Here is a 20,118-nt window from a genome sequence, read left to right on the forward strand (position 1 = left end):
TCGGGCGCCCTTATTCGTAGCCGGTCATCTCAAGATAGCCCGTGCCGCTGTGGCTGCCGGTGACAGTGACAGGCCCCTCCCAATACGGAAACGAGGTGCCCATCCAGCTTTGCGGGTTCAGCGCCTCAACCTCGACTGAAACGCTTTTGCCGGGCAGGGCGGCGCGCCAGCGTGTCGGGATGCTGCGGCCCTCCACCATGGTGTAATCCAAGGGATCGGCCTGAAAAGCCCCAGGCTCCAGCGGCTCCGCCGTGCCGTCGGCGGAAATCCAGGTGCCAGAGGTGAAATCTCCGCTTTCCGCCCGCAGGACAAACCCCATCAGCTTGGCGCCGCTTTCAAAGCTGAGCGAGAACCAGTCCCAGCCGCTTTGATCCTCAGCCAGCGGCTGGCTGGACCATTCCCGGTCAAGCCAGCCGTGCCCCGTGACCTCAACCGCGCCGCCGGGCAGCGTGACTGTGCCGCTGACTTGGTAATGCGGCTGGGAGTAGTAATAGCTGGCCTGGCCGCCGGCGGATTTGACGGAATACCCATCCTCTCCATGCAGCACTAATGGTCCGTCCGCGCTGAGCAGCAGATCATAGGAAAAACTTTCACCCGCAGCGGTAAGCGTCAGATTTTCCAGGTTATCTTGGGCCGATGCCATCTGCCAGTTGTCGATCCAGGCCATAAAGGGCTGCGATGTCACGCCCGCCTGGCCGATGCCGCCGCGGGCGATGCGTTCGGCAAACAGATGCTGATCGGATGCGGTCACCGCCGCATGGGCCATCCAGACCTGCGGGCTTTGCCAGCCGTCTCCTTCGCCCGGGGCAAGGGCCGAGCGGAACAGCGTCCATTGGATGCCATAGTCCCGCCCGTCCGCCCCTTCAAGGTTGGCAGTCAAGTACCACCATTCAATGCGGAAATCCGGGTGCGGGCCGTGATCCTGCGGGAAGGACAACCGCTGGCCGCGCTGCGGCATGGCAAAGCCTTCCGCGTCGCTGCCTAGACCCGCGAACCCCTGCGGAAAAGCGGACGAGGCCCATGCGGTGAAAACCAAAGCAAGGACAGGTCTAACGTTCATTGGCAAACACCTTGAGCAATTCGGCCGGATCCAGGCGGCTGAGCCGGCGCGCGGGCAGGGCGGCGGCCACCACGGCGGCCAGCAGCGCCAGCAGGAACAGCCGCAGCCAGTCGCCCGGAAACACATGCATCGGAAGCTTCCAGCCAAAAGCTTCGACATTGATCACTGCCAGCAGCGCCCAGGCCAGAACCAGCCCCAGCGGCAGCGCCAGCACAGCGGTGATGGCGGCCAGCATAAGGCTGCGCAGCACCTCGGTTGCGGCCAGCTGGCGGCGGCTGAGCCCCATCGCCCAGACCGGTGCCAGCTGCGGCAGGCGCTGGCTCCACAGGGTCAGCAGGCTGGTCAGCATGGCAAAGGCCGCCACTCCGAGCGTCAGCAGATTCAGCGCCGCGGTTATGACAAACGTCCGGTCGAACACCGCCAGCGAACGCGCCTTGAGGCTGGCCTGGTCAATAATGTTTTCCCTTGGGATTTCAAATCTCTGCCGGATTGATTTGATGAGGTCCGGAACCTCCTGCGGCGGCAGCCGCAGGCCAAACTGCCGGTTGGGCACATCGGGCGCGCGGGCCAGCAGCCGGTCAAGCGCAACAATCGCCTGGCCGTTGGGGTTGCCGTAGTCGGAATAGATCCCGCCAATGGCCAGAACCCAGCCCGGCTCCAGCTGGAAGCTGCCGCCGGGCGACAGATCATAGCGGCGGGCAAGCTGTTCGTTGATCAGCACCGCTTCTCCGGCAGCCACCCGGTCCCAGATCTGCGGCAGGGCGTCCAGCAGCGGCCAGTGCTGGCGGTAGGTCGCATCGTCCGCCACGCCATAGATCCGCAGCGGCGCACCCTTAAACCGCACATCACTGCTGCGGATGGGCAGCACCGTAACCCCCTTGCTGCCCAGCCACTGGGCAAGCTCTGCACCTTGGGTGTCGCTGCGGGCGGTGACATAAACCTCCGACGCCAGGCGCTGATCCAGCCAGCCCACGAAGGTGAGCCTGAAGCTGGAAACCATTGTTCCGACGCCGATATTTGTCGCGAGCGCCAGCAGCAGCGCCATCAGGGCAAGCGACATGCCCGGCAGTTGCGCGCGGGTGTCGGCCCACAGCCATTCCGCATAGGGACGCCGGGCCAGCCGCGCCCCCAGCCGCAGGCCCGTGGCAATCAGCAACGGCAGCAGCAAAGCCGCCCCCAGCATCAGCCCGCCAAGGAAGACAAACCCGGCAACAAGTCCTTGGAAAATCGAAATAACAGCGGTTCCAGCCAGGATGCAGGCGATGCCGCCGGCGGCAGACAGAAGATGCGACCGGCCAGCCTGCTGCCCGCGGGCGCGCGTCGCAGGGGCCGCCAGCAGTGGCATCCGCCACAGTGCAAAAAGCGCTTTTGCCCCGGCCAGGAAGGTGCCGCCAAGCGCCATTGCCAGACCGGACAGAACCCAGCCCGGACGCAGCGATAGGCTGCCATCGACCGGCGCCCCGTACAGCCCGGCGAGCGTGGCGCTGACATCCGGCAAAAGCGCCGCCGCAACCAGATAGCCGCCTGCCAGTCCCGCTGCGCCGGCGATCACCGCCACCGCCGCCAGTTCCGCGGCGAACAGGCCGACCAGAAGCTGCATCGGCACGCCCAGACCGCGCAGGGTTCGGATCAGGCCCCGGCGCTGCTCCAGGCTGAGCGTGATGGCGCCCTGTACGATGAAAAGCCCGACGGCAAAGGACAGCAGGCCAAAAGCTGTCAGGTTAAGGTGGAAACTGTCCGTCAGCCGCGCCGTATCCGCTGCCGCGCTTTTGGCGGCAACGCGGGTCAGCTCCGGAGCAAGCTGTGCCAGCGGTGCGAGGTCCGGGGTCTGGCCGGGCAGGATGAGCAGGTAGCTCAGCGTTCCGGGCTGCCTCAGCAGGCGGCTGGCCAGGCTCAGGTCGGCCACCAGCACCCCGCGGGGCAAGGCGCTGGTCCGGGTGACCGGGTGCTGCTGCTGGACAGCAGCAAGCTCCGCAGCGGTGTCCGGATGCGCAAAAAACCGGCCCGGCGGCAGCAGCGCGTCCATCGGCGCCGCTCCGTCCTGATCCGACGCGTCTGCCAGGTTTGCCGCCAGCGGATGGCTAAGCAGGTCAATTCCCATGATATCAAAGCTTTGCCGGCCAAACCTGACAGTGCCTTCCAGAACCGGTGCCAGCGTCCAGCCTGCCCGCCGCAGGGCGGCATAGCGGGACAGCGCGATGCTGCCGCTGGCGGGCACCAGCCGGTCCGCCCCGGAGGTGCCCAGCTGCTCTGCGGCGCGGGCATAGCTGGCCCGCGCCTCGCCGTTGATCGCCTGCACCGCCGACCACAGGCCGGTGGCCAGCGCCAGCCCGATAATCAGTGTTGCCAGTTGCAGCGGGTGGCGCCGCCAATGGGACAGGATGGCTGCCGCCGCGGCGCGGGTCATGCGGCCTTGCCGTGCTTCAAGTGCAGTTGGCGGTCCAGCATCTGCGCAATCGCGGAGGAATGGGTGACCAGAAACAGCGCGGCACCGCTTTCCCGCACCAGCTCCAGCATCAGCTCCATCACTGCAGCGCTGGCGGTTTCATCCAGGTTGCCGGTCGGCTCATCTGCCAGCAGCAGTTTGGGGCGCAGGGCTAGGGCGCGGCCGATCGCAACCCTCTGCTGCTGACCGCCCGACAGCTGCTCCGGGTAGCGGTCAAGCAGCCCGGACAGGCCAAGCCGGTCTGCCAGCTGCTGCCCCCACACCGCGTCCCAGCGGCCGCCAAGCCGCGCGTGAAGCGAGATGTTTTGCCGGACAGTCAGGGAGGGGATCAAATTAAACTGCTGGAAAACCAGGGAAACCTCTTGCCTGCGCAGCGCCGCGCGCTGGCGGTCGCCAAGCCTGGAAAGCTGCGTGGCGCCGATCTCGATCTCGCCGCTGTCGAAATGGTCCAGCGCCCCCGCCAGGTGCAAAAGGGTACTTTTGCCGGAGCCGCTGTCGCCGGTCAGCGCCAGGCTGGTGCCCGCTGCCAGGTCCAGCGAGACGCCGCGCAGAACCGCATCGTCTGCGGTCTGGCCGGGATAAGACTTGGTCACGTTGCGGATTTTCAGAACCATCCTGCGGCACCTCCGGCGTTTGGCCGTCCTTTCCTGCAACTGCACTCAATACCGCTGGCCGGGGGAAGTCCAGTGCGGCACAAAGTCAAGGACGGGCTCCCGCGGCTGGCGATCCTTAATGGAAGTGTTTAAGAACGAAAGCCAATTGCACGGCCAGGTGAGGCCAGGCTGCCGACAAACACGCCGACGAACACGAGGGCCGGAATGACACTGTGGAACCAACTGCTGTGGGGCTCAATCTACCTGAGCTTTTGCCTGATCCTGGAAATTATGGTTCTGGTCTGGTGCGCGTCGGTGCTGAACAAATTGTCGGCCCGGTTCTCCAAACCCTACCGCCGGTGGCAGATCGGCCTGATGCTGGTCGCCGCGATTTTCATCATTCTCGGCGGCCATACCGCGCAGGTCTGGATCTGGTCCTCGGCCTTTGTTCTGGTTGGCGCGATCGGGGACTGGAACACCTCCGTCTACTTCTCGCTCGCGACCTATACCACGCTGGGTTACGGCGATGTGGTGCTGGGGCCGGCGCTGCGGATTTTCGCGGCGTTCGCCGCCGTGACCGGGCTGTTCGGGTTCGGCATCAGCACCGCCTTCCTGGTCAGCGCCATGGGACGCCTGTTTTCCCTGAACGGCCAGTCATATGACGGCAAGGATTAAAGCACTGGCGCCAGCAGCCGGGCCACCGGGGCCAGCAGCCGGATACTCAGCTTTTGCTGGTCCAGCGGCAGGCTGAGCTCCGTCGAACGCTGAAAATCCTGCTGCAGCATCTCTGCAATTTCCCCGGCAGAGGCGCGGTCGAAAAACAGCGCCATCGTCTCAAAGTTCAGCCGGAACGAGCGGTTGTCGAGGTTGGCGGTGCCAACCGCGGAGATCGTGTCATCAATGACGAAACATTTCTGATGCATAAAGCCGCCCTGATAGCGCAGGATGCGGACGCCAGCGTCCCGCAGTTCATCGAAATAGGCAAAGGCCGCCAGCCAGGGCAGCACGTGGTCGGCGTATTCCGGCAGCAGGATCCGCACATCAAGCCCGCGCAGCGCCGCGTGCTTCAGAACGGCAAACACATCCTGATCCGGCACAAAATAGGGCGAGGCCAGCCAAACGCGGTCCTGCGCGGCGGAAATGGCGGAGAAATACAGCATCGAGCCGTTGCCGGTGGTGTCGCCAGGCCCGGTGGCGGCAATCAGCGCCGGGCGGTCCTGCGGTGAAGCTTCGGCTTCCCAGTTCAGCAGGTCCAGAATAGGTTCCTGGGTGCGCCAGTGCCAGTCTTCGGCAAATGACAGCTGAAGCTGCTGAACCACCGGACCGGTCAGCCGCACATGGGTGTCGCGCCACGGGCCGGCGGCGGGGTCCAGCCCCATATACTCATCCCCGACGTTCAGGCCGCCGGTAAACCCGATGCGGCCATCCACGACGACGGTTTTCCGGTGGTTGCGGAAATTGATCCGCAGCCGGTGCCAGGGACCGCGCTGAACTGCCGGGTCGATGAGGTTGACACCGGCGTCCTCCAGTGCGCTGGTGTAGGCGCGCGGCAGCTTGCGGCTGCCGATGCTGTCGGTCATCAGCCAGATGGTCACGCCGCGGTGTGCCGCAGCGATCAGACGCTTCTGCAGCGCCAGGCCCAGATCGTCCGCATGCAGAATGTAGTATTGCACAAGGATGTATTCCTGTGCATTTTCAATAGCCTCAAAGATGGCGTTGAAGGTTTCCTTGCCGTCAATCAGCAGCGTCATGCCATTGCCGCGGCACACGTTCGTGCCGGCAATCGCCTCAAACGGGCTGGTGTTGACCGGCAGTTCCTGCGCGTCCTCGGAATGGGCGCTGGTATAATTGCGGGTGGCAATCACTGCCTGTTCCGCGCGGCGGCGGGCCTTCCAGTAGCCTCTGAACCTGTGATGCCCGAAGATGACATAGGCGGGCAGGGCAATGACAGGGGCGGACAGCAGGAACACAACCCAGCCGATTGCCCCCTGGGGCGTGCGGGCCGTGCGGGCCGCGCTGAGCGCAGCCAGTCCGGCCGCCGTCCAGGTTGCGGCGATCGCGCCCGTGCTGACAATAAACCAGAACATTCCACAGCCCCGAATTTGCACCTTTGCACTTACCTAATATGCGCATCGTCCGCACACCATAGGCGGTTATGCTACACGCAACGCTAAAACCGCATAAAGGGCCATTGATACTGGATATTTGCGGGCGGCTGTGGAACCTTGCCTGCATGCCGATCCTGCCCCCTCTGAGCCGCTGGCCCGCAGCGCTTCTGACCGCCGCCCGCCGGTTCAACCGGAAGAACGGCTGGGTCATGAGCAGCCACATCGCCATGTCGATGATGCTGGCGCTGTTCCCGTTTGTTCTGTTCACGGTTGCGCTGGCCGGCACCGTGGCCAGCCTGCTGTCGCAAGAGGTGGAAATGGACCTCATGACCGAGCAGGTGTTCAGTGTCTGGCCCGACGCCGTGGCGCGGCCGATTCTGACTGAGCTGAAGTCGGTGCTGCAGACGTCGAACACCCAGCTTGTGACCCTGGGCGGCCTGTTCGCGCTGTATTTTGCCTCCAACGGGGTCGATGCGGTGCGGGTGGCGATGGTGCAGGCCTACCACGATACCGACACCCGGCCGTTCTGGCGCGCCCGCGCGCTCTGCATCGGGCTGGTCATCATGGGCGGGGCGGGCATTCTGGCGGTGGCCTTCTTTGAGGTGTTTCTGCCGCTTTACGTGCGCCACATCACCAAGCTGCTGCCGTTTGCCAGCGTTCCGCAGGGGTGGGAGCAGGGGCTGAGCGGCCTTCTGGCGCTGGCGTTGCCCATTGGCGCGGTGCTGGCGTTTCACATCCTGCTGCCGGGACGGATCCACCGGTTCCGGCGGATTTTGCCGGGGGCGGTTCTGACCCTGCTCCTGTGGCTGGCCTGCGGCAGCGGATTTGCGGTGTATGTCGGCTCATTCGCCCGCTACTCCGCCACATATGCCGGGCTTGCGGGGGCGATGGCGGCGATGATCTTCCTCTATCTGAATTCCGCAATCCTGATCCTGGGCGCGGAATTCAACGGCGCCTTAAGCGACATGGCCGACAGCATGGGCCGGACATGACGGCTGCGGCTTTCGCGCAACTGTTTCCGTATTTGCAACAATAAGGCAGGCTTTGCCACAATTGAGCCCCGGTTGCGGCCTAATCCCTGTCTAAACCTGCATGAAAGCAGCGGAACCAGAAGGGGCCATCATGACAAAACTGCAAAGCAAACTGCGCCACATGCGGCTGTTCGAACTGATGCGCCAGCGCGAGATGGCCAGCCATGTCAGCCGCAAGCTGCGGGTGTCCCGGCTGACCGATGACGACGGTGCGGAGGCAATCCTGCTGCGCACCCTGGCCAGCCGGTCGCTGACAACCCCGCACAACCGGCCGGTCTGAGACCGCTTAGCCGCGGAACCCCATGGCGACGACGAATTTCTCGGAGCTGTCCGACCGCGAGGAGGGCGGCTTCATGTTCATCACCTTGGTGAACTTCTGCTTCAGCAGCTTCTGAAGCTCTCCCTCGGCGCCGCCCGCCAGAACCTTGGCCACAAAGGTGCCGCCCTCTTCCAGCACGTCAAAGGCGAAATAGGCCGCGGCTTCGCACAGCGAGATAATCCGCAAATGGTCGGTCTGCTTATGGCCTGAACTGGCCGCCGCCATGTCCGACATCACCACATCGGCCTTGCCGCCCAGCCATTCCTTGACCTTGTCGTCGGCGCCCTCATCCATGAAATCAAGCTGATGGAATTCGGCCCCGGCCAGCGGCTCCACCTCCTGCAGGTCCACACCGATGATGCGGCCCACGGCCTTGCCCGGCTTTTCCCCCAGCGCGTTGATGCGCTTGACCGCAACCTGCGCCCAGCCGCCGGGCGCGCAGCCCAGGTCGACAACACGCGCACCATTTACCAGGAACTGGTACTTGTCGTCCAACTCCATGATCTTGTAGGCGGCACGACCGCGATACCCCTCGGCCTGCGCCCTTCTGACATAGGGGTCATTCAGCTGCCGCTGCAGCCAGCGGGTCGAGCTGAGCTTGCGGCCGCGGGCGGTCTTCACCTTGACCTTCAGATCCCGCTGGCCGCGGCCGGATGTGTTTTTACCAGTGGGGGTCTTTGCCATGAGTGTTTTCTCCGAAAGTAAGGGCTGCAGATAACCTCTTGCACCCGCCGGATCAAGGCGATGCTTTTTCCCCGGATAGCGCAAGCTCAGGCCAGGGAGCGGATATGCCGAACAGCACATATCCTAAAAGGTTTGCACCCTTGTTCCAAAGGCTGTTCTTCTCTGGCAGGGCGGGCAGCGGATCAGCTTCGCAGTCTTCCGTTTCCAAAGGGCTTAGATGCCCGCTGTGAATTGCGCAGAGAAACTCAGAGGCCTCCGCTGCATTTTCGGCCGGAACACTGACCGGAACCCCGCCGAATGCCAGGCTGTAATGGGGCAGCAGCGCCATGGTGTTGATCCAGGGGCAAAATACCTTGAACCCCGCTGCCTCCAGTGCAGAAACCGTTACCGAGACGGTGCTTAGCCGGTAAGCTATGGCAATGACCGTATACATGCATGGAACCTTCCGGATGCTTCTGATCTGTCAGTAGGGGCCGTCCTCCAGAACGCCATCCGCGCTCATCTGCGCATAGAGCAGGCCTTCGCGCAGGCCGCGGTCCGCAACCGACAGCCGGTCGGTCGGCCAGCAGCGCAGCAGCGCCTGCAGGATCGCGGATCCGGACATGATCAGCGCCTGCCGGTCCTCGCCGATGCGGGGGTCGCGGCGGCGGCCCTGGGGCCCGAGTTCAAGATACCCCCGGATCACCTTGTCAATCTGATCGCTGGTCATCCGCAGCCCGTCCACCTTGGTGCGGTCATACCGCTTAAGCCCCAGGTGCGACGCGGCCACTGTGGTCACGGTGCCGGAGGTGCCGACGATCTGAAACCCTGCGCGCGCCTGCTCATTCTTGTAGGGGGCGAAATCCGCCAGGTTCTCCTCAAAGAACCAGCTCATCAGTGCAAAGCGGGCGGCGTCATCCTCCACATCGTTGAACTGATCGCGCAAAGTGGCGACCCCCAGCGGCACGGAAATCCAATCCACAACCTTGGCAGCGGGGAAGGGGCTTTCGCTCAGCTGGAAGCCGTTGTGCAGCCGCATGATCGCCGACGGGCGGTCGCGCCGCGGGACGGAGGAAATGTCGATCCACACCAGTTCCGTCGAGCCGCCGCCGATATCGACCACCAGCAGCTGTTCCGTCTTGGTCGAAACCAGCGGCGCGCAGGAGATGACCGCCAGCCGCGCCTCCTCCTCCGGCTGGATGATTTCCAGCGTCAGCCCGGTCTCGCGCTTGACCTGACGAATGAAGTCGCGGGCGTTCTTGGCCCGGCGGCAAGCCTCGGTCGCGACCAGCCGCATTCGCCGGACCCTGTTGCGCTTGAGCTTTTGCTGACAGATGCGCAGCGCCTGGATGGTGCGCGCCATCGAGGACCGCGACAGCCGTCCGGTCCGCTCCAGCCCGGCGCCCAGTTGCACCGACTTGGAGAAACTGTCCACCACATGTATGCCGCTGCCCTTGGGCTGGGCAATCAGCATACGGCAGCTGTTTGTTCCCAAATCCAATGCAGCATAAAGCGCATCTGGATCGGGACGGGCCGGTGCAGGGGTTTCAACCGCTTGGGGAAACGCGCCCGCACCTTTCGAGCGCCTGGGCGCCATGATTCACGCCCTCCGATTATCGTGTTAACTGTGACAATAGGTGCGCAGCTGCGGCGGCGCAAGCTCCAGCCGCCAGAAGCGAAGCAATTTCCGCTGCCTAGCGGGTTCCTCATAATCCATATGAATATTTTGGCGGTACACCGCTGTGGCATTCGAAGGTGCACAAAGCTAGGGTCGCAACAGCAAAACGTCGCTCAATCCCATCGTGTTGTCGAAATTCGACCAACTTGCCGAGCGCCGCCGCTCTAGAACGTGGTCTATCCAGGTTAGGAGGAAATCAGGGCATGCCCGACGTTACGATCGTTTACTGGCGCGACATTCCTGCGCAGGTCATCGTTGGCAAGGGCCGCGGCGGCGCCAAGCGCCAGCTCGAAGAACGGTTCGAGCAGGCCATCGACCGTGCGGCCATGAAGGTGAACGCCAAGGACGCGGACGCCTATCTTGCCGAGTGGCGCAAGGCAGCCCCGTTTTCCGCCGAAGGCGAGGCAGCCGATGTTGCCGAAGCCGAGGCCAGACGCCTGGAAGCTGAGTATGATCAGGACCGCCTGAAGGCGCTGATTGCAAATGACGGATGGGCTTGACCCGCAGACCACTCTTGGGAGGCCGTGATGGCTTTGCTGAACTTTAAGAAACGTGACACTGGCGCTGCCCAGACCGTCAACCCGCAGGTCGAAGCCTTCCTGCAGGACTACTCGATCGAAGTCATGCCGCGCACCGCGGAAAAGGTCGAGAACTTCCGCGACCTGCTGCCGGCCGGCACCCGCGTCTACATCGCGCACATCGAAGGCACCCCGATCGAGGATATGGTCGCCACCGCCAAGCGCCTGAACGCCGAAGGCTTCCCGGTGATGCCGCACTTCCCGGCGCGGATCATCAAGGACGAGGCCACCCTGGCCGACTGGATCGCCCGCTACCAGGGCGAGGCGGACGTCAAGCAGGCGCTGATGCTGGCCGGCGGTGTTGCCAAGCCGCATGGCGACTTCCACAGCTCCATGCAGCTGCTGGAAACCGGCCTGTTCGACAAGGCGGGCTTCACCAGCCTGCACGTTGCCGGCCACCCGGAAGGCAACAAGGATATCGACCCGGACGGCTCTACCAAAAACGTCTCCGAAGCGCTTCAGTGGAAACAGAAATTCTCTGAGCGCACCGACGCCAAAATGGCGCTGGCCACCCAGTTCGCGTTTGAGGCCAAGCCGATCATCGAATGGGCAAACGGCCTGAAGGCTGCGGGCGTCGACCTGCCGATCCACATCGGCATCGCGGGCCCGGCCAAGCTGCAGACCCTGATCAAATTCGCTATTGCTTGCGGTGTTGGCCCGTCGCTGAAGGTGCTGCAGAAACGCGCGATGGACGTCTCCAAGCTGCTGCTGCCCTACGAGCCGAACGATGTCGTTGCCGAGCTGGCCGCCTACAAAGCCGAGAACCCGGATTTCAACATCACCAACGTCCATTTCTTCCCGCTGGGCGGCATCAAGACCAATGCCACCTGGGCCATCAACAACGGCGGCGCCTCGGCGAAGCCGGTCAACTCCTAAGGATCAACAATGACCCGTACAGTCGTAGAATCAAAAACCAAAACCGCGATCCTGGGCTTTGATGAGCCGTTCTGCGTGATCGGGGAGCGCATCAACCCGACCGGCCGCAAGAAACTGGCCGCCGAACTGGAAGCCGGCGATTTCTCCACTGTCGAGAAGGACGCTGTGGCACAGGTTCTGGCCGGCGCAACCGTCCTCGATATCAATGCGGGTGTGGTCTACAACTCCAATCCGAACCCGAACGAGACCGAGCCGCCGCTGATGAGGAAAATCATCGAGCTGGTGCAGGGACTGGTCGATGTGCCGCTGTGCATCGACTCTTCGGTGCCGGGCGCGCTGGAGGCCGGCCTGGAAGTCTGTGAAGGCCGTCCGCTGCTGAACTCCGTCACTGGCGAAGAAGAGCGTCTGGAGCAGATCTTGCCGCTGGTCAAAAAGTATAATGTCCCGGTTGTGGCGATCTCCAACGATGACACCGGCATTTCGGAAGACCCCGATGTGCGCTTTGCCGTCGCCAAGAAGATCGTTGAGCGCGCTGCCGATTTCGGCATCCCGGCGCATGACATCGTGGTGGACCCGCTGGTGATGCCGGTTGGCGCAATGGCGACCGCCGGCCTTCAGGTGTTTGCCCTAGTCCGCCGCCTGCGCGAAGAACTGGGCGTGAACACCACCTGCGGCGCCTCCAACATCTCCTTCGGACTGCCGAACCGCCACGGCATCAACAACGCCTTCCTGCCGATGGCCATGGGCGCGGGCATGACCTCCGCGATCATGAACCCGGTGGCACTGCCGGTGACCCAAAAGGCCATTGCCGAGAAGAAGGCCATGGTCGAAGCGGCTGGCATCATCCTGCCGGAAGGGATGGACGATGAGACCTTTGTCACCATGTTCGGCCTGGGCTCCACCAAGCCGCGCGCCGGTAAGGAAATGGAAGCCATCCGCGCTGCCAACTTCCTGACCAACAACGACCCGCACGGCGGTGAGTGGATCAAGTTCAACAAGCCGCCGGCTGCCGAAGGCGAAGAGGGCCGCGGCCGTGGCGGCCGCGCCGGCGGACGCCGCCGCCGCGCCTGATCCGCGCAGCTTGAAACACATAAGGCCGGGCAAAAATGTCCGGCCTTTTTCGTTTGATGCCAGGAGGTTGTGGCGCTCTCTTTGGATGGATGGCTGCAGGCCGTCCGGACTGATGAAAGCACAGCCAATCGGACAAACCCGAAGGCGGCTCGTCATTTTGACGCACGCCGTTCGTCTTGTTCGGGAAGCGGTCTGTAAGGGAAAGTGGCGGAGAGACAGGGATTCGAACCCTGGGTGGGCTTGCACCCACAACGGTTTTCGAGACCGCCCCGTTCGACCACTCCGGCACCTCTCCGCGGGGGGTGAGGCGCGGTTTAATGTTGATTCCGGACTGGCGCAAGGGGCGAAATGCGCCTTTGACAAAAAAAGCCGGAAATCCGTTGCCAGCCAAAGGTTTTTGCCTAGATTTGCCCTATGCAGATGATCGCCCCAACCCCCGCTGTGCTTGTCCGTGTCCTCGCCGTGCTGTGTTTCGCCATCGCCGCCGTGCCGCTGGCGGCCCGGGCCGCAGACCGCGAACGGGTGGAGGCGTTTCTGGAAGTGACCGGATTTGATGTGGCGCTCGACAGCATTGCGCTCTCCGCCTCCAGCGCGCCGGAAATGCTGGGCTTTGACACCGGCGCCTTCGGCAGCCAGTGGACCGACTTGTCGCAAGATGTGTTCGACACCCGCGAAATGCGCGGGCTTGCCGTGGAGATTCTGGAGAACACGCTGGATGACGAGGCGCTGGATCACGCCTCAGCCTTTTATGCCAGCGATCTGGGCAAGCGGCTGGTGCGGGCGGAAAACGCCTCTCATCTGATTGAGGATGACGAGGTGAAGCAACTGGCCGGCAACCGGATCATTTCCGGTCTGGTGAAGGAGGGCAGCGAGCGCGTCGCCATGTACCAGCGGATGGGATCGGCCATCGATGCGGCCGGCACCGGCGTGCGGGCGCTGCAGCAGATCCAGTTCCGCTTCCTGATGGCCGCAGCCGCCGCGGGCGTGATTGAGCTGGAGCTGGACGCCGAAGGCCTGCGCGCGCTGATGAAGGAGCAGGAAGGCGACTTGCGCCTCAGCCTGCAGGCCTCCAGCCTGGCGGCCTCTGCCTATACCTATCAGGAATTCACCGACGCTGAGGTCCAGGCCTATGTCGAGGCGCTGGAGGAGGCGCCGATGCAGCGGGTTTACGAGCTGTTGAATGCGGTGCAGTATGAAATCACCGCCAACCGCTTTGAGGAGCTGGCGCACCGCATGGCCGAGCTGACACCGGGGCAGGATATCTGACCCGGCAAACCGTTGATGCCGCCTGTGGAAAAACGGTTGACAGCCCCGGCATTCCGAACCATAAGCCCGCATCCCGGCCCGGAATCCGCGTGCCGGGATTTACTTGTAATCCGCCCTGCACAGGGGCGCGCTGTTCGAGGCGGCATCAGCCGGAACGCCCGCAAGGGGGCCGTAGGACGCGGTAAGAAAAGGAAAGACGCACATGTTTGCGGTCCTCAAGACTGGCGGCAAGCAGTACAAGGTTCAGGCGGGCGACGTGCTCCGCGTTGAAAAACTTGCTGCAGATGCTGGCGACACCATCCAGTTCGACGAAATTCTGATGCTTGGCGGCGACGCACCCGTTGTGGGCGCTCCGCTGGTGGAAGGCGCTGCCGTGAAGGCAGAAGTGATCGACCAGATCAAAGGCGATAAGCTGATCAACTTTGTGAAGCGCCGCCGGAAGCACTCCTCCAAGCGCACCAAAGGCCACCGTCAGAAACTGACCCTGGTCCGGATCACCGAGATCCTGGCATCGGGTGCAACCAAATCCGCTCCGAAAGCTGCTGCCAAAGCTGCCCCGGCTGCTGACGCTGCTGCCTCGGACGACCTCACCCAGCTGACCGGCGTCGGCCCCGCAGCTGCCAAGAAACTGGCAGAAGCAGGCTTCACCAGCTTTGCCCAGATCGCAGCCTTGTCCGAAGACGACATTGCTGGTATCGAAGCAGTCAAAGTGAAGCCCGAGTGGGTTGAGCAGGCCAAAGAGCTGGCCAAAGGCTAAGGAGAGAGAGAATGGCACATAAAAAAGCTGGCGGTTCCTCCCGTAACGGCCGCGACTCTGCTGGTCGCCGCCTTGGCGTGAAACTCTTCGGTGGCCAGGCGGCCATCGCAGGCAACATCATCGTGCGTCAGCGCGGCACCAAATTCTGGGCCGGCGAAGGCGTGGGCATGGGCAAAGACCACACTCTGTTTGCCACTGCTGACGGTGCTGTAAGCTTCCGCAAAGGCCTGAAAGGCCGCACCTTTGTATCGGTTCTCCCAGTGGCGGAGGCCGCTGAGTAAGCCGACCCGAAGGGTAAAGAAATCTTTAGGGGGATCGGCTATAAGGCCGGTCCCTCTTTCTGTTTTTGAGTATGCGAGTGTATGATGATTTTCCCAGCACAGGCCAAGCCCCCCAGCGCAGCGCCGCGGCTCCCGGGTGTTCACGCCCGGCCAACGGGAAGTTTTGCGCAATTTGAACAGCGCGTGCCTTGCCGCAGGGGCAGGGCGTGCACATCTGATTTTGGCCGCCACAATAATGAGGGCCTTGTGAGCCCGCAAAAACACGGCAGAGGAGGAGCACATCCATGAATCTGGATCAAATCGTGTGCCAGCAGGTCATTGAAACCGAACGTTTCATACTGCGCCCGGTGCGGAAATCCGATGCCGGGCTGATTGAGCATTACGTCAGCGACGAGCGCGTTGCCCGCATGACCCGGTCGATCCCGCACCCGCTGCCGCCCGGCGCGGCAGAGGCTTTTGTGGCGCGTGCCATGGCGGATGAGCGGGATGAGGATGTCTGGGTGATTGATGGCACCGCCGATGGCGATGCCGAGATGAAGGGCGTGATCGGCCTGAAACGGATGGACCGGAACCAGTCTGAAGTGTCGTACTGGACCGCACCGCCGTTTTGGAATACCGGGCTTGCCTCTGCGGCGCTCAAGGCGCTGGTCGATGCAAATCCGCAGAACAACGCGGCGATGTTTGCCTGCGTGTTCCAGGACAACCCGGCCTCTGCGCGGGTGCTGATCCATTGCGGTTTTGACTACCTGGGCGACGCCGAAAGCTTTTCTGTCGCGCGTGACGCCACTGTTCCAACCTGGACCTACAGCCGAAAACTGTGATTGGCGCGGCGCGCGCTTTGCGGTAAGGCAAACGAAACACTCCCGTCAAAGCTCCGCGCCTTGGCGGGACACTTGTACTGCGCGGGCAGGCCGTAAGATCCTGCCGCATTAAGGAGCTGTCATGAAATTCCTCGATCTGGCAAAAGTCTACATCCGCTCGGGCGCCGGCGGGAACGGCTGCGTCAGCTTCCGGCGTGAAAAGTACATCGAATTCGGCGGCCCCGACGGCGGCGACGGCGGCAAGGGCGGCTCGGTCTGGGCCGAGGTCACCGAGGGGCTGAACACCCTGATCGACTTCCGCTATCAGCAGCATTTCTTTGCCAAAAACGGCCAGTCCGGCATGGGCCGCCAGCGCACCGGCAAGGACGGCGACGACATCATCCTGCGGGTTCCGGTGGGGACCGAGATCCTCGACGAGGATCAGGAAACCGTGCTGGCCGACCTGACCGAACCGGGCCAGCGCGTGTTGCTGGCCAAGGGCGGCAACGGCGGCTTTGGCAACCTGCATTTCAAATCTTCCACCAACCAGGCACCGCGCCGCGCCAACCCGGGGCAGGAGGGCGTCGACCGCACCATCTGGCTGCGGCTCAAGCTGATTGCCGATGCGGGTCTGCTGGGCCTGCCGAACGCGGGCAAGTCCACCTTCCTGGCGGCGACCTCGAACGCGCGGCCCAAAATCGCCGACTACCCCTTTACCACCCTGCACCCGAATTTGGGCGTGGTGGGCATCGACAACACCGAATTTGTGGTGGCGGACATCCCCGGCCTGATCGAAGGCGCGCATGAGGGGCGCGGCATTGGCGACCGCTTCCTGGGCCATGTCGAACGCTGTGCGGTGCTGCTGCACCTTGTGGACGGCACCTCGGAAACGGTGGTCGAAGACTACGAAACCATCATCGGCGAGCTTGAGGCCTATGGCGGCGAGCTTGCCACCAAACCCCGCATCACCGCGCTGAACAAGGTCGACGCGCTCGACCCCGAAGAGCGGGAGGAGAAACGCGCCGCGCTGGAGGCCGCCGTGGGCGGGCCTGTAATGATGATGTCCGGCGTCAGCCGCGAAGGCCTGAACGAGGTGCTGCGCGCCGTGCGGGCCGAAATCGACGATGACCGCGTCCGGATGAAACCCGCCGAGGAGGAACAGCCTTGGCAGCCCTGACCTCGGCAAAACGGATCGTCGTCAAGATCGGCTCGGCGCTGCTGGTCGACCGGGGCACCGGCGAGCTGCGGGCAGGCTGGCTGCATTCGCTGGCCAATGACGTCGCCTGGCTGAAATCCCGCGGCACCGATGTGGTGCTGGTTTCCTCCGGCTCCATCGCCCTGGGCCGGGGCGTGCTGGGGCTGCCCCGCGCAGATCTGCCGCTGGAGAAATCCCAGGCCGCCGCCGCCGTTGGCCAGATCCGCCTGGCCCGCGCCTATGAGGAGGCGCTGGCGCCGCACCGGATCACCACTGCGCAGGTGCTGGTGACGCTGGAAGACAGCGAAAACCGCCGCCGCTACCTGAATTCCCGCGCGACGCTGGAAACGCTGCTGAGCATGGGCGCGGTGCCGATCGTCAACGAAAACGACACCATCGCAACCGACGAAATCCGCTATGGCGACAATGACCGCCTGGCCGCGCAGGTGGCGGTGACGGTCGGGGCCGACTGCCTGATCCTGCTGTCCGATGTTGATGGCTTTTACAGCGCCAACCCGGCGCTGGACCCGGATGCCAAACGCTATGACCGGATTGACGAGATAACGCCCGAGATCGAGGCGATGGCGGGCGATGGTGTCTCCGGCCTGTCCAAGGGTGGGATGATCACAAAACTGCTGGCTGCGAAAATGGCGACAGCGGCGGGATGTGAGATGGCGATCACCGAAGGTTCGCCTCTGAACCCTCTGAAAAATCTCGAAGATGGCGCCGCTTGCACCTGGTTCACCGGGCAGGGCGATCCGCAAACTGCGCGCAAACGCTGGATCAGCGCGATGAAGACGCGCGGCGTCCTGACCATCGACGAGGGCGCCGCCCGCGCGCTGATGTCCGGCAACAGCCTGCTGCCCGCAGGCGTCCGTCATGTGGAGGGTGACTTTGGCCGCGGCGATCCGCTGGCCATCCTCGGCCCAGACGGGCGCAAACTGGGGCAGGGGCTGTCGCGCTACACCGCCGAAGAGGCCCGTGCCATTCAGGGGCGCCGCTCGCATGATATCGAGGCCACGCTGGGCTATCCCGCCCGCGCTGCGCTGATTCACCGCGATGATATGGCGCTTTGATCAGACAACCTGATAGGGTATTCCAGCCGGCAAGCACGGAAGTGCCAGACAGGGACCGGCAAAGGCGCGAGACACATGAAAGATAACGAGAATATTCCCGCCGTGATGGCGGAGCTTGGCAAACGTGCAAAGCAAGCGGCGCAAATCCTGGCGACAGCCAGCGCTGAGCGCAAAGAAGCGGCCCTGACCGCCGCCGCAGACGCGGTCTGGAGCCGCCGGGCGGAGATCATCGCGGCAAATGCCAAGGATCTGGAGTTCGGCCGCGGCAAGGGCCTGACGGACGCGATGATGGACCGGCTGATGCTGGACGAGGCCCGGATCCAGGGCATCGTCGACGGCCTGCGTGCGGTGGGCGGGCAGCGCGACCCGGTTGGCGAGGTGATGGAGGAATGGGAGCAGCCCTCCGGCCTGAAAATCCAGCGCGTGCGCACCCCGCTGGGGGTGATCGGCGTGATCTATGAAAGCCGCCCCAATGTGACGGCTGATGCCGGCGCGCTGTGCCTCAAATCGGGCAATGCGGTCATCCTGCGCGGCGGCTCCGAAAGCTTCCACTCGTCTCAGGCCATCCATGCCTGCCTGGCAGAGGGCCTGAAATCCGCTGGCCTGCCCGAGGACGCCGTGCATCTGGTGCCGACCCGCGACCGCGCGGCGGTGCAGGAGCTGCTGACCATGACAGACTATGTCGATGTCATCGTGCCCCGCGGCGGCAAGGGGCTGGTCGGGCTGGTCCAGCGCGAGGCCCGGGTGCCGGTTTTTGCCCACCTCGAAGGCATCGTGCATATCTACCTCGACAAAGCCGCCGACCCGCAAAAGGCGCTGGACGTGGTGGTGAACGCGAAGACCCGGCGGACGGGTATCTGCGGCGCCGCCGAATGCCTGCTGATCCACCAGGACATTGCGCCGACGCTGGGCAAGGCGGTTTTGGAAGCGCTGGCCGCTGCCGGCGTGGAAATCCGCGCCGGGGAAGGTCTGCCCGGACCGGACGGCATGACCGCCGCAACGGCGGATGACTGGGGCAAGGAGTATCTGGATTCCATCATCGCTGCCAAGCAGGTAGCGGGCATTGATGACGCCATCCAGCACATCCGCACGCATCACTCCCAGCACACCGACTGCATCATCACCGAGGACGAGGCCGCAGTTCAGAAGTTCTTTGCCGAGCTGGACAGCGCCATCCTGATGCACAATGCCTCGACCCAGTTTGCCGACGGCGGCGAGTTCGGCATGGGGGCAGAGATCGGCATTGCCACCGGCAAGATGCACGCCCGCGGTCCGGTGGGCGCGGCGCAGCTCACCAGTTTCAAATACCTGGTGCGCGGCAACGGCACGACCCGCGCCTGACACCCCTGAAAACGCAAAACGCCGGGCGCAAGGCCCGGCGTTTCTTTGTGAAGGTGCCGCCCGGTCAGAACTGCAGCGTGATCTTTTCCAGGTTCTGCTCCAGCCGGACTGTGCGGTTCGCCTCTTTGGCGGCTTCGGGCAGCAGCGCGAATTGGACCAGTGCCGGGGTGATTTCGGCGTTGGATGTGCCGCCGCTGACCCGCGCCCACAACTCATCATCCACATTCAGCTTGCTGCCTTCGCCCATCACCGTCCATTTGCCGTCGGCGCAGAAGATCTTGACCGTGCCGCCATAGGGCAGCGCCGTTTCAAGGCACAGCGCCGAAAGCAGGGCCAGCCGGGCCTCGCTGCGGGTGCAGCCCTCCAGCGGCGACCACTGGTACTTGATGCGCCCGCCCTTGCTGATGTCTTCCAGCACCGAGACGATTTCGGCCCGCGCCATCTGCTGGTCGCCGGCCGCGCCAAAGGCGACGCGGAAGAAGCGGATGCGCGCATTGGCGTTGGCGACGCTGTCGGAGATCAGCTCCAGCTCCGGGCCCGACATGCTGCCGGCCATGCCCAGCAGTTCCAGACCGTTGTTGATGGCGCCGACCGGGCTGATCAGATCATGGCAGATCCGGGACCCTACCAATGCTGCCAGATTGGCGTTATCTACACCCATAACTTATACTTCCTCCGAACTGGGCCACCCGCAAATGAATGACCTCAACGCTATTTTAGCCCCCGGCATGTTCGTCCGGCACCCGGATCACCCCGAATGGGGAGTCGGTCAGGTGCAGTCGAACGCTGGCGGCAAGATCACCGTGAATTTTCCCGATCAAGGAAAGCTCGTGATTGACGGAGCGCGCGTCTCCCTTATTCCCGTCTTTGAGCCATAACGGTTTATGAAGGGTTAACGAACTCCCTCGAATTAGCCTTAATTGCCGCGCACTCTTTGCCCCAAGGGCAAGCTGCGCTCAAGCCTGAAACATGCAAGGAA

The 20,118-nt window shown here is 63.6% G+C and carries 22 protein-coding genes and 1 tRNA gene; 14 read left to right on the forward strand and 9 right to left on the reverse strand.

What is annotated here, in order from left to right:
- Window positions 1–10: 10 nt before the first annotated feature.
- Genes PHA8399_RS14980 through PHA8399_RS14990 form a run of 3 tightly spaced genes read right to left on the reverse strand, consistent with a single transcriptional unit; the run spans window position 11 to window position 4,120 of the window.
- On the reverse strand, window positions 11–1,060 hold the full coding sequence (locus tag PHA8399_RS14980) for a lipocalin-like domain-containing protein (protein ID WP_058286922.1): 1,050 nt from the start codon (window positions 1,058–1,060) through the stop codon (window positions 11–13).
- Window positions 1,050–3,467 (reverse strand): ABC transporter permease, encoded by a 2,418-nt coding sequence (locus PHA8399_RS14985; RefSeq protein WP_058286923.1) that lies wholly within the window; start codon window positions 3,465–3,467, stop codon window positions 1,050–1,052. Before PHA8399_RS14985 ends, PHA8399_RS14980 begins: the two co-directional genes overlap by 11 nt.
- A complete protein-coding gene (locus tag PHA8399_RS14990) occupies window positions 3,464–4,120 on the reverse strand; it encodes an ABC transporter ATP-binding protein (protein WP_058286924.1) in 657 nt (218 codons plus the stop codon). The genes PHA8399_RS14985 and PHA8399_RS14990 overlap by 4 nt, the downstream gene beginning before the upstream one ends.
- 204 nt (window positions 4,121–4,324) lie before the next feature.
- Here PHA8399_RS14990 and PHA8399_RS14995 point away from each other — a divergent pair, with 204 nt between their 5' ends.
- Window positions 4,325–4,774, forward strand: a complete 450-nt coding sequence (locus tag PHA8399_RS14995) for a potassium channel family protein (RefSeq protein ID WP_058286925.1) — start codon at window positions 4,325–4,327, stop codon at window positions 4,772–4,774.
- Here the strand turns inward: PHA8399_RS14995 and cls are convergent.
- Window positions 4,771–6,186, reverse strand: coding sequence for a cardiolipin synthase (gene cls, locus PHA8399_RS15000; RefSeq protein ID WP_058286926.1), 1,416 nt, complete (start codon window positions 6,184–6,186; stop codon window positions 4,771–4,773). The two genes, PHA8399_RS14995 and cls, sit on opposite strands and share 4 nt — an antisense overlap.
- A gap of 146 nt (window positions 6,187–6,332) precedes the next feature.
- Between cls and PHA8399_RS15005 the strand changes: the two genes are divergently transcribed.
- Complete coding sequence (locus tag PHA8399_RS15005) at window positions 6,333–7,199, forward strand: YihY/virulence factor BrkB family protein (protein WP_058286927.1); 867 nt, start codon at window positions 6,333–6,335, stop codon at window positions 7,197–7,199.
- A 130-nt stretch (window positions 7,200–7,329) separates the two neighbouring features.
- Entirely contained in the window at window positions 7,330–7,518 is a 189-nt protein-coding gene (locus PHA8399_RS15010) for a hypothetical protein (protein WP_058287280.1), read from the forward strand.
- Between the two features lie 6 nt (window positions 7,519–7,524).
- Here PHA8399_RS15010 and PHA8399_RS15015 read toward each other — a convergent pair whose 3' ends face one another.
- From PHA8399_RS15015 to PHA8399_RS15025, 3 genes are read right to left on the reverse strand one after another with little or no spacing between them, the layout of a single operon-like run.
- Complete coding sequence (locus tag PHA8399_RS15015) at window positions 7,525–8,241, reverse strand: RlmE family RNA methyltransferase (RefSeq protein WP_058286928.1); 717 nt, start codon at window positions 8,239–8,241, stop codon at window positions 7,525–7,527.
- Between the two features lie 52 nt (window positions 8,242–8,293).
- Window positions 8,294–8,674 carry a hypothetical protein gene (locus PHA8399_RS15020; RefSeq protein ID WP_058286929.1) on the reverse strand — a complete coding sequence of 127 codons (381 nt, stop codon included), beginning with the start codon at window positions 8,672–8,674 and terminating at the stop codon, window positions 8,294–8,296.
- 30 nt (window positions 8,675–8,704) lie between these two features.
- Window positions 8,705–9,817 (reverse strand): Ppx/GppA phosphatase family protein, encoded by a 1,113-nt coding sequence (locus PHA8399_RS15025; protein WP_058286930.1) that lies wholly within the window; start codon window positions 9,815–9,817, stop codon window positions 8,705–8,707.
- A gap of 284 nt (window positions 9,818–10,101) precedes the next feature.
- On the opposite strand from PHA8399_RS15025, the gene PHA8399_RS15030 reads away from it, so the two are divergent.
- The 3 genes from PHA8399_RS15030 to PHA8399_RS15040 are packed head-to-tail and all read left to right on the forward strand — an operon-like array spanning window position 10,102 to window position 12,423.
- On the forward strand, window positions 10,102–10,398 hold the full coding sequence (locus tag PHA8399_RS15030; protein WP_058286931.1) for a virulence factor: 297 nt from the start codon (window positions 10,102–10,104) through the stop codon (window positions 10,396–10,398).
- A 27-nt stretch (window positions 10,399–10,425) separates the two neighbouring features.
- On the forward strand, window positions 10,426–11,352 hold the full coding sequence (locus tag PHA8399_RS15035; RefSeq protein ID WP_058286932.1) for a methylenetetrahydrofolate reductase: 927 nt from the start codon (window positions 10,426–10,428) through the stop codon (window positions 11,350–11,352).
- Between the two features lie 9 nt (window positions 11,353–11,361).
- Window positions 11,362–12,423 (forward strand): methyltetrahydrofolate cobalamin methyltransferase, encoded by a 1,062-nt coding sequence (locus PHA8399_RS15040; protein WP_058286933.1) that lies wholly within the window; start codon window positions 11,362–11,364, stop codon window positions 12,421–12,423.
- Between the two features lie 205 nt (window positions 12,424–12,628).
- Here the strand turns inward: PHA8399_RS15040 and PHA8399_RS15045 are convergent.
- Window positions 12,629–12,718: transfer RNA gene (locus PHA8399_RS15045), tRNA-Ser, on the reverse strand.
- A 119-nt stretch (window positions 12,719–12,837) separates the two neighbouring features.
- Between PHA8399_RS15045 and PHA8399_RS15050 the strand changes: the two genes are divergently transcribed.
- The 7 genes from PHA8399_RS15050 to PHA8399_RS15080 all read left to right on the forward strand — a co-directional run bounded on the left by PHA8399_RS15050 (window position 12,838) and on the right by PHA8399_RS15080 (window position 19,139).
- Window positions 12,838–13,689 (forward strand): DUF2059 domain-containing protein, encoded by an 852-nt coding sequence (locus PHA8399_RS15050; RefSeq protein WP_058286934.1) that lies wholly within the window; start codon window positions 12,838–12,840, stop codon window positions 13,687–13,689.
- Window positions 13,690–13,891: 202 nt separating this feature from the next.
- On the forward strand, window positions 13,892–14,446 hold the full coding sequence (gene rplU, locus PHA8399_RS15055; RefSeq protein WP_058286935.1) for a 50S ribosomal protein L21: 555 nt from the start codon (window positions 13,892–13,894) through the stop codon (window positions 14,444–14,446).
- Window positions 14,447–14,457: 11 nt separating this feature from the next.
- Entirely contained in the window at window positions 14,458–14,727 is a 270-nt protein-coding gene (gene rpmA, locus PHA8399_RS15060; RefSeq protein ID WP_008553710.1) for a 50S ribosomal protein L27, read from the forward strand.
- 284 nt (window positions 14,728–15,011) lie between these two features.
- Entirely contained in the window at window positions 15,012–15,548 is a 537-nt protein-coding gene (locus tag PHA8399_RS15065; RefSeq protein WP_058286936.1) for a GNAT family N-acetyltransferase, read from the forward strand.
- Window positions 15,549–15,669: 121 nt separating this feature from the next.
- Window positions 15,670–16,704 (forward strand): GTPase ObgE, encoded by a 1,035-nt coding sequence (gene obgE / locus PHA8399_RS15070; RefSeq protein WP_027243945.1) that lies wholly within the window; start codon window positions 15,670–15,672, stop codon window positions 16,702–16,704.
- Window positions 16,692–17,798 (forward strand): glutamate 5-kinase, encoded by a 1,107-nt coding sequence (proB, locus tag PHA8399_RS15075; RefSeq protein WP_058286937.1) that lies wholly within the window; start codon window positions 16,692–16,694, stop codon window positions 17,796–17,798. Before obgE ends, proB begins: the two co-directional genes overlap by 13 nt.
- A 75-nt stretch (window positions 17,799–17,873) precedes the next feature.
- Window positions 17,874–19,139, forward strand: a complete 1,266-nt coding sequence (locus PHA8399_RS15080) for a glutamate-5-semialdehyde dehydrogenase (RefSeq protein ID WP_058286938.1) — start codon at window positions 17,874–17,876, stop codon at window positions 19,137–19,139.
- Window positions 19,140–19,203: 64 nt separating this feature from the next.
- Here the strand turns inward: PHA8399_RS15080 and PHA8399_RS15085 are convergent, their stop codons facing one another.
- Entirely contained in the window at window positions 19,204–19,800 is a 597-nt protein-coding gene (locus tag PHA8399_RS15085) for a histidine phosphotransferase family protein (protein WP_058286939.1), read from the reverse strand.
- Between the two features lie 34 nt (window positions 19,801–19,834).
- On the opposite strand from PHA8399_RS15085, the gene PHA8399_RS15090 reads away from it, so the two are divergent.
- The gene (locus PHA8399_RS15090; protein WP_027237671.1) at window positions 19,835–20,017 is read left to right on the forward strand and encodes a DUF3553 domain-containing protein; all 183 of its coding nucleotides are present in this window, start codon (window positions 19,835–19,837) and stop codon (window positions 20,015–20,017) included.
- Window positions 20,018–20,118: the final 101 nt, after the last annotated feature.

This window comes from Leisingera aquaemixtae (assembly GCF_001458395.1).
Lineage (GTDB): Bacteria > Pseudomonadota > Alphaproteobacteria > Rhodobacterales > Rhodobacteraceae > Leisingera > Leisingera aquaemixtae.

Bases quoted from the DNA above. Each gene is read 5' to 3' on its own strand.
- rplU (WP_058286935.1), top strand. From the start codon at position 13,892: ATGTTTGCGGTCCTCAAGACTGGCGGCAAGCAGTACAAGGTTCAGGCG.
- PHA8399_RS15090 (WP_027237671.1), top strand. From the start codon at position 19,835: ATGAATGACCTCAACGCTATTTTAGCCCCCGGCATGTTCGTCCGGCAC.
- rpmA (WP_008553710.1), top strand. From the start codon at position 14,458: ATGGCACATAAAAAAGCTGGCGGTTCCTCCCGTAACGGCCGCGACTCT.
- PHA8399_RS14990 (WP_058286924.1), bottom strand. From the start codon at position 4,120: ATGGTTCTGAAAATCCGCAACGTGACCAAGTCTTATCCCGGCCAGACC.
- PHA8399_RS15015 (WP_058286928.1), bottom strand. From the start codon at position 8,241: ATGGCAAAGACCCCCACTGGTAAAAACACATCCGGCCGCGGCCAGCGG.
- PHA8399_RS15005 (WP_058286927.1), top strand. From the start codon at position 6,333: ATGCCGATCCTGCCCCCTCTGAGCCGCTGGCCCGCAGCGCTTCTGACC.
- PHA8399_RS15010 (WP_058287280.1), top strand. From the start codon at position 7,330: ATGACAAAACTGCAAAGCAAACTGCGCCACATGCGGCTGTTCGAACTG.
- PHA8399_RS14980 (WP_058286922.1), bottom strand. From the start codon at position 1,060: ATGAACGTTAGACCTGTCCTTGCTTTGGTTTTCACCGCATGGGCCTCG.
- PHA8399_RS15020 (WP_058286929.1), bottom strand. From the start codon at position 8,674: ATGTATACGGTCATTGCCATAGCTTACCGGCTAAGCACCGTCTCGGTA.
- PHA8399_RS14985 (WP_058286923.1), bottom strand. From the start codon at position 3,467: ATGACCCGCGCCGCGGCGGCAGCCATCCTGTCCCATTGGCGGCGCCAC.
- PHA8399_RS15035 (WP_058286932.1), top strand. From the start codon at position 10,426: ATGGCTTTGCTGAACTTTAAGAAACGTGACACTGGCGCTGCCCAGACC.
- PHA8399_RS15065 (WP_058286936.1), top strand. From the start codon at position 15,012: ATGAATCTGGATCAAATCGTGTGCCAGCAGGTCATTGAAACCGAACGT.
- PHA8399_RS15030 (WP_058286931.1), top strand. From the start codon at position 10,102: ATGCCCGACGTTACGATCGTTTACTGGCGCGACATTCCTGCGCAGGTC.
- PHA8399_RS15050 (WP_058286934.1), top strand. From the start codon at position 12,838: ATGCAGATGATCGCCCCAACCCCCGCTGTGCTTGTCCGTGTCCTCGCC.
- PHA8399_RS15025 (WP_058286930.1), bottom strand. From the start codon at position 9,817: ATGGCGCCCAGGCGCTCGAAAGGTGCGGGCGCGTTTCCCCAAGCGGTT.
- PHA8399_RS15080 (WP_058286938.1), top strand. From the start codon at position 17,874: ATGAAAGATAACGAGAATATTCCCGCCGTGATGGCGGAGCTTGGCAAA.
- PHA8399_RS14995 (WP_058286925.1), top strand. From the start codon at position 4,325: ATGACACTGTGGAACCAACTGCTGTGGGGCTCAATCTACCTGAGCTTT.
- PHA8399_RS15040 (WP_058286933.1), top strand. From the start codon at position 11,362: ATGACCCGTACAGTCGTAGAATCAAAAACCAAAACCGCGATCCTGGGC.
- PHA8399_RS15085 (WP_058286939.1), bottom strand. From the start codon at position 19,800: ATGGGTGTAGATAACGCCAATCTGGCAGCATTGGTAGGGTCCCGGATC.
- cls (WP_058286926.1), bottom strand. From the start codon at position 6,186: ATGTTCTGGTTTATTGTCAGCACGGGCGCGATCGCCGCAACCTGGACG.
- obgE (WP_027243945.1), top strand. From the start codon at position 15,670: ATGAAATTCCTCGATCTGGCAAAAGTCTACATCCGCTCGGGCGCCGGC.